Here is a 13793-nt window from a genome sequence, read left to right on the forward strand (position 1 = left end):
GTTTTGGTCATTCGTCAACAGCTACTGCACGTTCATCAAACTATCTTTTTGAATTATCAGCCCTCCGGTTATTTCGCAGTCACAAAACTATTTTTATAATGACGTTCGTGACAAAACCGAGTTCTATCCTGTTCCTGCTCTTATTGGGCTTTTTTAACGCAGACGCGCAACTGGGGCCATCATCACTCAACGGACCAGGTATTGCCATCAATACCGATTATCTTCCGGCATCCCGCTACATAAGGCCCGAGGACAGTGTAAAAACACATTCCACAACAGCTACAAAACGCCTGTCGATGGGAATTGCCTTCAATCTTTCTACCTGGAAAGACACCAGCACGGGCGCCTTTCGAAACTGGTCAATGGCAGTAAGCGGCAGTTACATGAAGTTTACCAATGAAAAATATGAAAATGCCATTATGCCCAACGAACTGCTGGCAACAGATATATCTTTATTGCATACCCGTAATCTGCGCGGCAAATGGTCGTTAATGGCAATGGTTTCAACAGGCGTTTATACAGACCTTGAGAAGATCAGTTATAAAGATATTTTTATCAATGGTGGCGTGCTATTTATAAAACAACAAAATGCAAAGTTTGTATATGGTTTTGGCGCCGCTTTCACCAATGCCTTTGGAACGCCTATGCTGTTACCTGGCCTGTATGTACAATGGAACACAGGTAAAAAGTTTAAAGTGGAAATAGTGGTTCCCGAAAAATTCAGGGTGTCACATAAATTAAACGACTTTGTTGAGACGGCGATTGCCGTTCGCATGAATGGCGGATCGTTTGATGTGGAGAAGTATAAGGATGACAGAAGATTATTAAGCTATAAAGAAATGACTGTGGGCTGGGAAAACAATTTTTATCTTAGCAACCTCATCAGTGTTAACATTGCGGGCGGAACTGCCTTTTTAAGAAGTGTAGACTATAGAAAGAAAAGCCTGTCAGAAATGTTCAAAACCATGCCCGAACACAAGCTTTCAACAAATTGGTTTGCAAGTGCCGGCGTTCGTATACACTTTTAAAAACAGGCATATGAACAAAGGCGTTTTTTTAATATTAAAATCAGCAGGCAGATATGTATTTAAAATGGCGAATTCAGATGCTGGTCGTATGGTCATTACTGGCATTTGGGATCTTCTTTCAGATCTGGACCCAAACTCCATTACCGACTGGTCAGTGCCTCAAATATGTGACGATTGTTTTTGCCGCATGTATTGTGATCACTCATTTTATGACAGATGTGCTATTGCCTGCATATATTCAACGGAAGCAGTTACTGAAGTTTGCTGCACTTGCGCTGGTTGCCTGTATGCTGATGGCATTTGTGTTTACCTGGATTGATACTATTTTTTTGCCAGATGCCCGGCCATTCATGTACAAATGGTGTAACATGCTGGTGAGCGCCGCGCTTATAATGGGTAACATTTGCGGGTTAAGGTTTTACCGGGAGCATGCCATTATTGAAAAGAAGCACCGCCAGTTGCAAACCGCGCATTTGGAAGCCGAGTTGAAATTGCTGCGCGACCAGGTGAACCCACACTTTCTTTTTAATGTTATCAATAGCATACATGTGCTGATGCATAAAGATGTTCAACAGGCTTCTTCTGTATTGATGAAATTTTCGGATATGCTTCGTCATCATTTGTACGACAGCACTAAAGAATATATTTTGTTGAAAGAAGAGATCGCTTATTTGCAAAATTATGTGAACGTTGAAAAAGTAAGATGGGGTAATGATGTACGGGTGGAGTGTAACTGGATAGAGGTGCCTGAATATTTTCGTATTGCGCCTTTTATTTTGTCGCCTTTTGTAGAAAATGCTTTTAAACATGTATCACGCGACCACCCCACCGGCAACTACGTAACAATCGGCATGACCTTGCAGGATAACAGATTAAACTTTACAGTTGAAAATACCTGCGATGCCCCGGGTGATATTACCAGTAACAACAAAGCAGGCGGTATTGGACTGGAAAATGTAAAAAAACGGTTGTCATTGCTATATAATGAGCAACATCAATTAGTAATAGAACGCAAGGAAAATATTTTCAAGGTAAAGTTATCATTACATCTTCAGGAGTATGAATAAAATGAAATGTATTATCGTAGATGATGAAGCACTGGCGCGCGAAGGCATTGAACAGTATGCCCGGGAAATTGAATTTCTGGAAATAGCGGGCAGTTATAAAAATGCATTGCTGGCGCAGAATGCATTGCAGAACGATACTATTGACCTCATGTTCCTGGATATAAACATGCCCAAATTAACGGGACTTTCATTTTTGGAAACCCTTAGCAAACCACCCATCACGATCATTACAACCGCCTATCCCGATTATGCGCTGGAAGGTTTCAGGCTTCATGTGCTCGATTATTTATTAAAACCTATTCCGCTGGAAAGGTTTATTAAATCGGTAAATAAAGCGCATGACTATTACCGCCTGTTGCAAAAAACACCGGTACAAGACCAGCAGGCACCGCTCGATTATATATTCCTGAAGCATAGTAACCTTTATGAAAAGGTAATGCTGGCCGATATTGTTTGTGTGGAAGCGATGCAAAACTATGTGCTCATTCATACCGTATTAAAAAAGATCATTGTACATCTTACTTTTAAATCGGTTGAAGAGAACCTGCCGCCCAATGATTTTTTTCGGGTTCACAAATCCTTTCTAATCAGCCTGGCTCATATAAAAGCTATTGAGGGAAATACGGTACACATCCACAATAAGCAAATTCCAATCAGCCGTAGCCAGCGGGAAGAATTGATGCAACAAGTAGTGAACCGCGCATTATTGACGAAGGAGGGGAAGAAGTAACCACGGCAATTTTGTGCGTCAATTTTGTGCATAAAATTGACGCACAAAAGAAAAACTGACGGAGAAAGGGCAAATCCTGACGCATAAGTTGTAATTTGGGGGTATAAACTGTCGCGTAATGGCAAAAAGCAGTAAGACAGCTCAACAAATTGACGCAATACTTAGAATACTTCGTCCGATGGAAGCCGGCGCTTCCATTGAAGAAATAAGGTCAACACCCGGACTGGATATTGAAATTAGAACCTTACAGAGGCGAATGGCAGACCTTATTAAATTAGGCCTTGTGCAAACAACCGGCGATAAACGATCTACCCGGTATTATTATGAAAAGCCAGTTACTGTGGGATCATGGGTAGAAGAGTCACAGGAGCGTTACCATACTTTGCCTTTATCAGAAAAGAGCCAGGAAATAATTTCACTTATAACGCTTCCAATACAGCGCCGTAAACCTGTGGGTTATAACCGGGAATTTCTCGAAAAATACAAACCCAACATCGACAGTTATTTAACACAGCAGGAAAAGGAAAAACTGGCTGCAATTGGTATAACAGCCAGGGAAGATCAACCTGTTGGAACTTATGCCAAAGAAATACTCAACCGGTTGCTTATTGATCTTTCATGGAACTCGAGCCGCCTAGAAGGCAACACTTATTCTTTATTAGATACGGAGCGTCTTATTAAGCAAGGCCATATTGCCGATAACAAATCGGTACGGGAAGCGCAAATGCTCCTTAACCATAAGGACGCTATAGAGTTTATGATAAGGTGCATTGAGGATATGCAATTTAATCGCAGCACCATACTTAGTCTGCATGGAATATTGTCATACAACCTGCTACCCACACTGGAAGCATCGGGCAGGCTGCGTTCACATGCCGTAGGAATAAGTAGTTGTGTATATACCCCACTTGATGTACCTCAATTGCTTGAAGAAATGTTTGAGTTGTTGTTAGAAAAAGTGGCCCAAATTGAAAATCCATTTGAACAGGCTTTTTTTATGATGGTGCACTTACCTTACCTACAACCATTTGAGGACGTTAATAAACGCGTTTCGCGTTTGGCCGCCAACATTCCATTTTATCGCCAGAACCTGTCGCCACTTTCATTTATAGATGTACCCAAAGAATATTACATCCAGGCGTTGATAGGTATTTATGAACTGAATCGTGTAGAACTGATGAAAGATGTATTTCTCTGGGCGTACGAGCGTTCATCATATCAATATGCTGCCATTCGGCAAGTTGTAGGTACTCCTGACCCATTCAAATTAAAGTACCATAAACAGATAGTTTCACTTATCACTGAAATAATTTCTAAAGGCGCCGATCGCCCAACAGCTACAGCCTTCATAAATGACAAGAAGTTGCAACTACCATCAGAAGACCAGGATAAATTCGTTTATGCTGTAGAAATCGCACTTATGTCATTACATGAAGGAAATTTTGCACGATATTTTGTATCTCAGGCTGAATTTAAAAAATGGAAAGATGCATGGGATATTTGAGTAATAAATAAGCATCGGATGATGTTCTTAAACATTAGCTGGCTGTTCCTGATAGTTACCTTACCTTTTGTAACCACACTGGTAAGTACGCATTTTACAGAAACACCGTAGCCACAGTTCCCCATTATACAGAGCTGGAACAGATTTTTCATATAATTAATAAGAAACGGTAATTATATGAAACGAAATGCTTTATATATCATCGGGTTCCTGTTCCTGGGCATGGCTTATTGCAAAAGTCCGATGCCGGTTACTTTTAATCCCGACGATCAAACCAATGCCAACGGCACCCCTATGTCTGCAAAGAGTACAAACCAATTGCCACCCAAAAACAATAATGTTCCAATGAAATTAGATACCATTAAAATGCCTCGCGACACCTCGCGCCCAAAACAATAAACATCACTTTTTAACTTCTATTCCTTTACCATAAAACACAAAGATCAAAGTGCCTATTACGCCAAAAGCGGCAGCGGTAAAGAAGTTGAAAGCGGGACCTACCTTCCAGATAATGCCACCTACAAATGCGGCAAATGAAACTATAAGATCGCGCACAAAATAATACAATCCATAGCCACGGGCCTTTGCATGGGTCGGACAAAGATCAAGGATGATCGCCTTACGGGTTGGTTCGCCAAACTCTTTCAGTCCGCGTACTACAAATGCAATTACCAGCGCCGTAAAGCTGGTGCTGAAAAACAGGATCACCGGAAAAATGGTAAAGAAAATAAACGTGATCACTACAAAAGGTTTTCGTTCAACCCGGTCCGAAAAACTGGCCACCGGTATATAGATCAATGCAGCTGTAATCATTTCAAGGGCGGTAAGCAGACCAAATTGTTCGGGCGAAACCTTTATCACATCTAAACACCAGATCACCACAAACACATAGGGTATTTGCTCGCAAAAGCGAATAAGTATATCTGATACCAGCAGGTTCTTTAATCGCGGGTCTAATTGCCGCCACAACACAAAAGGATGAACTGGCTGGTAAGAACGGGTTGATGTATCTTTTACAAACAACTGCAACATCATACCCAGCAGGCAAAGAATAAGAGAAACAATAAATGCGGCCCTTATTCCGGCAATCAGCCCGTAAGTAGTAATAAAAACGCCGCCTATAATTGGCCCAACAGCCATTGGTATACGCCTGATGATGGCATGCATTGAAATCCCCATAGCAGTTTTAGCGCTACCAAGCGAACCAGCTATCAGCGACATACTTGCCGGCAGCGAAACAGCACTCCATGCCGAAAAGAATATAATACCAATAAAAACCGCTATCCAGTTGGTAAAGAAAATGGCAACCAGATATCCGGCAACAGCCATCCCATTAAAAAGCAGGAACGATCTCCGATGGCCCAGCCTGTCGGCCAGGTAACCACCGGGCAGCGACCAAAATGCGTTTAATAAATTCTGTAAAAAGCCCAGCGCGCCAATGATAAGCGTTGTAGCGCCTATTCCTTCGAGGTATTTGGGCAGAAAGCGGTCCCACAACTTTTCACCGGTGATCATGAGGATAGTGAGCCCAAAGAGATACACAACACTTCTCTTTAAACCTAAAAATTCGGTGAGGCGACGAATGGTAGCATGATTGGCCATTGTATAAAGCTACCCATAGATTTTGTAGAAAACCGGAAGTGCTTCTAAACGTACAGACTAACAAATATCATGCAATGCAATAAATCTTATTTTTACAAGGTGATGTTTATAACCACATGACCGGTAAAAATAAAACGATAACCAAACAATCGGACCTCGCTGAAATAGCAAGGCTGTTCCTGAAACTAGGCATTATTGGCTTTGGCGGACCGGCAGCGCATATTGCGCTTATGCAACAGGAAGTAGTGACCCGGCGGCAATGGATGGGGGCCCAACATTTCCTCGACCTGGTGGGGGCTACCAATCTTATTCCGGGGCCTAACAGCACCGAAATGACCATGCATATTGGGCGCGAAAGAGCGGGAGCTAAAGGATTGATTGTAGCGGGCGCCTGTTTTATTTTACCGGCAGTGATCATTACCGGTTTATTTGCCTGGTTGTATAAACACTATGGCCAACTGCCCAATGTACGGCCTTTTATTTATGGAATTAAACCGGCGATAATCGCCATTATTCTCAGTGCCGTTTTTCCATTGGCAAAGCAGTCGTTAAAAACGGTTCAATTAACAATAATAGGACTGCTCGCGCTTGTATTGTCGTTTCTTAACATCAACGAGATCTATATTATTTTCGGGGCAGGTTTAATTGCGTTGCTATTGGCTACCTACAAAAAACAATACAACAATAGCACCTATGGAATTGTACCCTTTTTGCTTCAAATAAATACCACTACGCTGCTACCTGCAGTCACAACTAACTGGAAATTATTTTTTGTGTTTCTAAAAATTGGCGCCATTCTTTATGGCAGCGGTTATGTATTGTTTGCTTATATAGAAAGCGAGCTGGTTGCCAATGGTATCTTAACACATCAACAGCTCACAGATGCTATAGCTGTGGGACAGTTCACACCCGGCCCGGTATTCTCCGCTGTAACTTTTATTGGTTATCAAATAAATGGTATCACTGGTGCTATTGTTTCAACCATTGCAATTTTTCTTCCTTCGTTTTTATTTGTTGCGCTGCTGAATCCGCTGGTGAAGAAGATGAGAAGTTCAACTGCATTTGCAGCTTTTCTCGATGGCGTAAATGTGGCAAGTGTTGCAGTTATTTTTGCCGTATGTTATGTGCTGGCAAAAGATGCCATCACAGACTGGCGATCTGTATTGATAGGTATAGTAAGCCTGCTGTTGCTCTTTATGAAAAAAATAAATTCAGCCTACATTATTCTGGGCGGGGCTATTGCCGGCTATTTACTGAACCTTTTTTAGTCTCCTATTGTAGAACCTAATCCCCTTGAATTAACTGTTCAATTAGTCCTAACTCCTGAAAAACAAACAGTAACATGTATGGTATAATATTTTCAGCCAAATTTACCTGATGCAGAACCTTATTGTTAATTTAAAACTGTAAGTTATGCCACACGAACATTTTCAGGAATGTATTGAAGCCTGCCAGCGGTGCGCCACCATTTGTAATCATTGTGCCATAGCCTGTACGCAGGAAGATGAGGCCAGTGAGTTAACAGCCTGCATTCAACTGGATCTAGAGTGCGCAGCCATTTGTACAACAGCAGCACAGGTGATGAGCATGAATGGTTTAATGAGCGAACAGTTGTGTCAGTTATGCGCTGAAATTTGTAATCGCTGCGCCGATGAATGTAGTAAACATAGGGAAATAGAACATTGCCGCAAATGTGAAGTAGCCTGCCGCCATTGTGCAGAAGTATGTATGCATATGGGTGAGCACGCATAAATTTTATTAAACCCTCCCAATAAATTGGGAGGGTTATTTTTATTCTGTTATATAAAACTCAATATTGTACTCTGTTTCTCCCAGGTAACCGTTCTTACCAAATACTACCGTTTTACTTTCTTCATTATTATCATCTTCGTGCCGGTTATTAAGTAATAGTTTTTTACCTGCATATACAGCCTTGATGATGTATTTTCCAATGGGTACATCCTTTACCATAAAAGTGCCGGCTACATCTTCCACTGTTCTTTCAAATGAAACAGCAGTGGTGCCATCAATCAAATTCGTTTCACCCGGATAGGGAGTAAATAACAATTTTATCTTAGTCATGTCTACATCGGCGCCAAACTGGTACAGGTCAACATGTGCACCGTAGTAGCCGGTACCACCGGGTCGCTGGCCACTTAGTTTCCATTTAAAGTTACGCACCGCGCCAGCGGCCTTATTAAAGGCATCGGTTTTATCTGGTTCCAGGTCGAACTTATAGGTTTGTCCGTACGCTGTTTTTGTAAGCTGGGCTTTGGCCGTCCAGTCGCCAGCGGGGTCCTGGGGTAATGATACCTGATACCTTCCTTCATTATTACTGGAAGCAAAGAGATAACTGTTATACCATACGGTATGCTCTATAGTTATTCGTGCATCTTTCACCGGCAGGTTCTTATTATCGGTTACAACACCGCTTACTATACCAGTTTTAGAACCTGGCGTGTCGGTTGTATCTTTATCATTATCAGTTTTGCTGCACGCTGCTATTACAATACTATATACTACTGGAATAATCATATTGCTTTTCATGGTTTATACTTTTATGCAACTTTTGAAAGTTGATTTTTCTGTTCTGAAATGATCTCAGCCTCGCGATCTTCGGGCATGATGATCTGTGTTTTTAAAATATATTTGAAACGATAAGCTATAACAAGGGAGGCAGGAATACTGATTGAAAGCCAGGTAGCAAAATCACGCGTAATTCCCTGCAGGTTTCTAAAGAAAAGCAGGTGAGCGCCCAGCCCTATTACAATACCGGCTACTGCTGCCAGCAGGTAACCCAGGATGCATTGCCGTACCCATTTTGTTGGAAGCTTAACCAGCGGTTTTAGTTGAATGGCATTGATAATGCCAATTGACAAAACCATAAACAATATGTCGAAGGGTATGTAAAGGGTATAATAACCAAGCCAGAACATCCAGGGAGTAAAGAATAAGTATGGCCATATGCCGGCCAGGGTTTTGCGGTTAACTGCAATTTGAAATGTCTTGTTTTGGGTTGTTACCAAAAAGAAAGCAAAAACAAATAAAGACACGGTATGCATAACAAACTGGCAGGTTGTTAACAGCTTGTCGTGATCGCCGGTAAAACCATGGGCTATAAGAGGATGTAAAATGCCTAACGCACCAATGTAAACGGCCAGGTTGCCGCGCACCCATTTTTTTAGAAATATGTTTTTAGTTGATTCCATATAATTTGATTGAGAACACAAAGCACCATCATTTTTGAGGCGGAAAAAGGGATATTTTCTGCCTAAAATGATATAATTTACGTCATGGGGTTACCGGGAACTACCATCCGCACTATTTTTCAGACTGCCACTTCAATGGGGGCCGCTTTTGATACACTTTGCCAAATGTCGGGCGTTAGCCCTGAAGACATTAGCGACTCGGAATGCATGGTTGAATGGGAAAAGGCGGCGCTCATTTGGGTACCTCTTATGAAACTCTCAGGCGACCCGCTGATCGGCTTACATATAGGTATGGGCGCCAAAAGGGTACTCCAGGGAATGGTTGGCTTTTTGATCCAAAGCAGCAAAGACATCGATCAAGGCCTTCAGATGTTACACCGGTATGGCTATATGCAGGCGCCCATGATTGTATACAGGTATATAGTCAATGATGTGGCTGTGCTGGAAATTGAGCAAAACAAGGTCTGGACAATGAAATATCCGGAACCTGCCAGGCAGGCCAATGATTTTCTGATAGCAGTAATAGTTAATACACTTGGCTCTCTTGCAGGAAAGCATATTGTTCCGCTAAGAGTAGAACTAACAAACGAAATGCGCGAGGTCTCAGAATACCGGAAGTTCTTTGGCTGTGAGGTACTTTTCAATAAAGATGTTAACCGGATAATCCTAAGTAAGGAAGACATATTTACTCCTATACTTACAGCCGATCAATCCATGTTTCAAACATTCAGCGCCATTGTGGCCGATAAGCATGAGTTGTTTGAAACCAATAGTACAACCGAAAATTTAAAGCAGGTTTTATTCATGCAATTCAAGGGAAGAATACCAACCATTGAAGAAGCAGCCTCGGCATTGAATACAACACCACGCAATTTGCAACGCAAGCTGTTGCAGGAACAAACTACTTTCCGCGATATAGCAGGAGAAATAAGAAAAGATATTGCCCTTCAATTAATGCAAAACCCGGCAATAAAAATATCAGAGGTATCTGATATATTGGGCTATTCAGATCTAACGGCGTTCAGAAAGGCTTTTAAATCGTGGACGAATGCAACGCCGAGAGAAATGAGGAAGGGAGCAGTTTAAGTATAAACATCTTTTGTTGATCACAGAATTTTTGTAGTTTGTTGTATTAAAACTTGCCTATGAAGCGATTCTATTTCGTTGTTTTTACGTTAGTAGCATTTACACTAATATCCTGTAATAAGAACTCCAACGACGAGGGGGATAAACCCGACAACACCCCACTCCTTCTTCTCAAAAAAATATCGCGATATGAGATAAATGGTCAGATCACAGCAGATTCCACCGCCTACAAATACGATGAGGCGGGGCACCTTATTGCCACCGTGGATGCCAAAACCAGCCAGCCTACGCGTAAGGACCATGCAGCTAAAAGGGAAAAGTTATGTAGCTCTGGAATTGCAGTATAATAAGTAAGGAAAGAAGCTATACGCGTGGAGCTTTTCCGCTATAGGTAATGATCAATTCTTTAATTTCTTCATGGTCTTTTTCAAGCCAGTTGATATTGACCGTCTTCTTATCTTCAGCTGTTTTAATTATTAAATCCCAGGAACTATCGGAATCTTCAATTCGCCATTCAAGAACCTGGATCCATAGGTATGTAACAGACTTAGCCCTTTCAATTATTGTTATTTCAGATTTACTTAAAATTAAAACTGGTTCATTCTTGATGAATTTCCGTACATAAAAGTAAATACCAATCAATATAATTGCGGAGATTAAAGCATACACCAATTTTAAAATAGGCATCTTATCCCATTCTCCTGAAAAAAATGCATAATAAACCATACCGATCACCGATGCAAAAAAAATAGCCAGCACTGGTATAAGGGTTCTTTTGTTTTGGTGGATTTCTATTGGTTCCATTGGATGTTCCAAGTTAATTCTTTTGGTAAGTAAGTAAAGAAAAATGCAAAACAACTACGATCATCCTCACTCCAAGTACCTTTTTTAAAGTCCGTCATCATACTGACAAACTTGCTCCAATATTCTCCTGGAAGCAATAAATCCTTACTACTCAAATCAATCCCAACAGGAGCTTTATTTTTATCAAAATCAATAAACCATTCTTTAATTAAGAAGGAAAGGAATTTTGATTCTTCCATAAATTTATCAAGGGCCTTTTTATATTCATCAGGAGTATGCTTTGCCATGGAAACAATAAATATTTTTCCAACTAATGGCGATATTCCTCTAACTACATCCCACAGATAGGAATCCCAATGTTTTATTATGTGCCTTTGAAAGGTATGTTGTAAAGAAGAAAAATATAACTCCACTTGTTCAGCTATTCCTTCTTCAAGTTTATTGCTTAACAGATCCTTACTCTTATACAAGGTAATGAAATAATTAAATATTAATCGAATGGGCTGCTTCTCACTTTCTCGAAGAACCAGATTTTTAACCGCAGTGTTAGCACCTTCAAATTTATCCGTGCAGATAGCGGCCAGGATAAAACAACATCGCACCCAGGAATATCGTTCTTAGGAAACTATTGAACGCAAAGTCTCCTGGCTTAAATACCATTGGCGGTAGAAAGGAATTCAAACTAAGCCCCCAAGCCTTAAAAGCCATAAACACCCCGGTTATCCGGCGGCGTTTGATGGACGCATTGGGTTGTACCGAATTTACAATTTCACGATACATACAAAAGAATAGTGATAATCTTACGAAAGCTGCAGCCATGCAAATAATCAGAGAGGTAACTGGTCTGGCTGACGACGAAATGCTGGAATAATAGCACATTAAAACTACGGGACCGCTTGCGCAGTCCCGCTCACTATTAAGATATGTCTTGATCGTTTACTGTATCGATCTGGAAACAACCGGCGAATAAGCCTTTTTTCCTCTGCGACCAATGGCTACCACGCGGAACCAGTGCCGTTTGTCGGAAGCCAGTCCCCTGAACGTGTAGTTACGAACGGAACTTTCCTCGCTTACCCAAACGGTATCGGGGCCTGGCGCTTCGGTTGTATACTGGTGCACAAAAGCAATTGCACCTGTTATATTGCCAGCCCGGGTGGTAGCCTCACCAGCCGAACCAAGCTCAACTTCCAGCGTTTCAATAGCGGGTACAGGCCGGGCAGTTTGTTCGTCTGTAACATAAAAACCGCTACTCAGGATCATACCACGGTCATCATTACTGACGGAGGTTACATATTGTGCCAGTTGCTCCAGCAATTGCAGTGCAATAGCCTTCTTACCGTTTTTAACAGCCACCCATTCCATATCCCGGGTTTTGGCTCTCACAAGCGCTGCCTCTAACTCAGGAAGCAGTTTTTCGAGTTCAGCCAAAGCCAACGGCGGATTGGGAAACACCGCATTGTTTTTCAATTTTTCTAACACGCGCTTGATAGTGGTTACCAGGTCACGGTCTTTCTTAAACGTAATTATAGTCTTTTTCATAAACTAAAATTTAGATAATTAATAAATAATGATTCAAGTCAGGCTACAAATCAAACCTGCAACTTCATTGGCCAATGAAAGTGCGTTCAAATGAACCCCGATAAATCGGGATACAGTTGTTAAATGCATTGTACATTAAAACAATTGGGAGTCACAGCGTCCATCGCATCCTAGTTTCCGGTAAGCCGGTGGCAGATGCAATGGTTTTCGATTGCAAGCTGCTACATTATTTGAGGAGCGGGAACGATGATGAACATGGTCAATTGCAAGTACACATCTGTTCGTTTATACATCTTGTTCATTTGTTCGATACAAATCTACGTTAACGGAAAGGCGATTTCCAAATTTTGACAATACTTGACAACATTTGACAACAATTCATAGGGTTACTACTTATTGGTTGAACTTTTAGCGGTATTTTTAAGTTCCAAAACCCTGACCGTCGTCATCATTTCTAACGCGATTATCTACACTAAATTTATTCAAAACCGCTTCATCCACATTGTTCGCATTGACAGATCAAAGATAGGGTGACCAAATGCAGTTTCAATCAAGCCCCTTCAAAAGTGTCGTCTTTTGTCGTATAATGTCGTCTTTTGTCGCGAAAAAAATGACCGCCATCAGTATCATCAGGTAAGCAAAATGGTTAGAGCGAAAAGTCGGTAAATAGTCAGCTACCAGGAATAACGGAGGATACTTAATTGAAACAGCAATGCAATGCCAATTTCATTATGCGAAGGATACAATGAATTACTCATTTGAAAACGTATGACTATGAGAAGTCCAATAACAGGTAAAGAAATGAAAATTGTTAAAGAACTAACTAAACTTTCATTTAGAAAAGATGAGTTGCAGGTTTTATAACATTACTATTTATGTGAAGATACCAATGAACATTTCACGAATGATCGACTTGACAACATAAACATTATACAAGTACATAATGAATATCTAATTCGCATGAGATACAAACTACTTTTCATGAAAACAAAACTATTCTTTTAAAAAGAAATCCATTTCTCATGAAAAACTGATATTTCATTTATTAAATATTCCTGTTTTCACGAAATTGGATGAATTTTCATGAAAACGATAACCATTTTCGTGAAAAAAATGATTTCTCTTAAATGCATATGCGGTTTCTCATGAAAACAGGGCTTTTTATTAAAAAATAATCCCGATCCTCATGAAAAAAGTTCTTTTTTCATGAGAATTTGATGCTAC

Annotated in this window: 15 protein-coding genes; 9 read left to right on the forward strand and 6 right to left on the reverse strand. The window is 40.8% G+C overall.

The genetic code is table 11. The annotated features are described in order from the left end of the window. The first annotated feature begins 98 nt into the window (after positions 1-98). From GGD38_RS09970 to GGD38_RS09990, 5 genes are all read left to right on the forward strand, one after another. Entirely contained in the window at positions 99-1028 is a 930-nt protein-coding gene (locus GGD38_RS09970) for a DUF6268 family outer membrane beta-barrel protein (RefSeq protein ID WP_375298143.1), read from the forward strand. 53 nt (positions 1029-1081) lie between these two features. Continuing rightward, on the forward strand, positions 1082-2095 hold the full coding sequence (locus tag GGD38_RS09975) for a sensor histidine kinase (RefSeq protein ID WP_375298142.1): 1014 nt from the start codon (positions 1082-1084) through the stop codon (positions 2093-2095). Next, positions 2088-2825, forward strand: a complete 738-nt coding sequence (locus GGD38_RS09980) for a LytR/AlgR family response regulator transcription factor (protein ID WP_375298141.1) — start codon at positions 2088-2090, stop codon at positions 2823-2825. Before GGD38_RS09975 ends, GGD38_RS09980 begins: the two co-directional genes overlap by 8 nt. 118 nt (positions 2826-2943) lie before the next feature. Then, positions 2944-4329 carry a Fic family protein gene (locus tag GGD38_RS09985; protein WP_375298140.1) on the forward strand — a complete coding sequence of 462 codons (1386 nt, stop codon included), beginning with the start codon at positions 2944-2946 and terminating at the stop codon, positions 4327-4329. Positions 4330-4506: 177 nt separating this feature from the next. Then, positions 4507-4728 (forward strand): hypothetical protein, encoded by a 222-nt coding sequence (locus GGD38_RS09990; RefSeq protein WP_375298139.1) that lies wholly within the window; start codon positions 4507-4509, stop codon positions 4726-4728. Between the two features lie 3 nt (positions 4729-4731). Here the strand turns inward: GGD38_RS09990 and GGD38_RS09995 are convergent, their stop codons facing one another. Further along, complete coding sequence (locus GGD38_RS09995; RefSeq protein WP_375298138.1) at positions 4732-5931, reverse strand: MFS transporter; 1200 nt, start codon at positions 5929-5931, stop codon at positions 4732-4734. Between the two features lie 116 nt (positions 5932-6047). On the opposite strand from GGD38_RS09995, the gene chrA reads away from it, so the two are divergent. Together chrA and GGD38_RS10005 are read left to right on the forward strand one after the other, a co-directional pair. Then, positions 6048-7199 carry a chromate efflux transporter gene (chrA, locus tag GGD38_RS10000; protein WP_375298137.1) on the forward strand — a complete coding sequence of 384 codons (1152 nt, stop codon included), beginning with the start codon at positions 6048-6050 and terminating at the stop codon, positions 7197-7199. Between the two features lie 145 nt (positions 7200-7344). After that, a complete protein-coding gene (locus GGD38_RS10005) occupies positions 7345-7683 on the forward strand; it encodes a four-helix bundle copper-binding protein (protein WP_375298136.1) in 339 nt (112 codons plus the stop codon). A 39-nt stretch (positions 7684-7722) separates the two neighbouring features. On the opposite strand, the gene GGD38_RS10010 is transcribed toward GGD38_RS10005, so the two are convergent. Both GGD38_RS10010 and GGD38_RS10015 read right to left on the reverse strand, forming a co-directional pair. After that, a complete protein-coding gene (locus GGD38_RS10010) occupies positions 7723-8478 on the reverse strand; it encodes a hypothetical protein (protein ID WP_375298135.1) in 756 nt (251 codons plus the stop codon). A gap of 11 nt (positions 8479-8489) precedes the next feature. After that, on the reverse strand, positions 8490-9140 hold the full coding sequence (locus GGD38_RS10015) for a hypothetical protein (RefSeq protein WP_375298134.1): 651 nt from the start codon (positions 9138-9140) through the stop codon (positions 8490-8492). 84 nt (positions 9141-9224) lie between these two features. Between GGD38_RS10015 and GGD38_RS10020 the strand changes: the two genes are divergently transcribed. Both GGD38_RS10020 and GGD38_RS10025 read left to right on the forward strand, forming a co-directional pair. Next, the gene (locus GGD38_RS10020; protein ID WP_375298133.1) at positions 9225-10226 is read left to right on the forward strand and encodes an AraC family transcriptional regulator ligand-binding domain-containing protein; all 1002 of its coding nucleotides are present in this window, start codon (positions 9225-9227) and stop codon (positions 10224-10226) included. Between the two features lie 59 nt (positions 10227-10285). Then, positions 10286-10573 (forward strand): hypothetical protein, encoded by a 288-nt coding sequence (locus tag GGD38_RS10025; RefSeq protein ID WP_375298132.1) that lies wholly within the window; start codon positions 10286-10288, stop codon positions 10571-10573. A 16-nt stretch (positions 10574-10589) separates the two neighbouring features. Here the strand turns inward: GGD38_RS10025 and GGD38_RS10030 are convergent, their stop codons facing one another. From GGD38_RS10030 to GGD38_RS10040, 3 genes are all read right to left on the reverse strand, one after another. Then, positions 10590-11030 (reverse strand): hypothetical protein, encoded by a 441-nt coding sequence (locus GGD38_RS10030; RefSeq protein WP_375298131.1) that lies wholly within the window; start codon positions 11028-11030, stop codon positions 10590-10592. Further along, a complete protein-coding gene (locus GGD38_RS10035; RefSeq protein ID WP_375298130.1) occupies positions 11018-11500 on the reverse strand; it encodes a hypothetical protein in 483 nt (160 codons plus the stop codon). Before GGD38_RS10035 ends, GGD38_RS10030 begins: the two co-directional genes overlap by 13 nt. Before the next feature lie 466 nt (positions 11501-11966). Then, positions 11967-12569 carry a hypothetical protein gene (locus GGD38_RS10040; protein WP_375298128.1) on the reverse strand — a complete coding sequence of 201 codons (603 nt, stop codon included), beginning with the start codon at positions 12567-12569 and terminating at the stop codon, positions 11967-11969. Positions 12570-13793 lie beyond the last annotated feature (1224 nt).

Source organism: Niastella sp. OAS944, from assembly GCA_024809215.1.
In the GTDB taxonomy this organism is placed as follows: Bacteria; Bacteroidota; Bacteroidia; order Chitinophagales; family Chitinophagaceae; genus Niastella.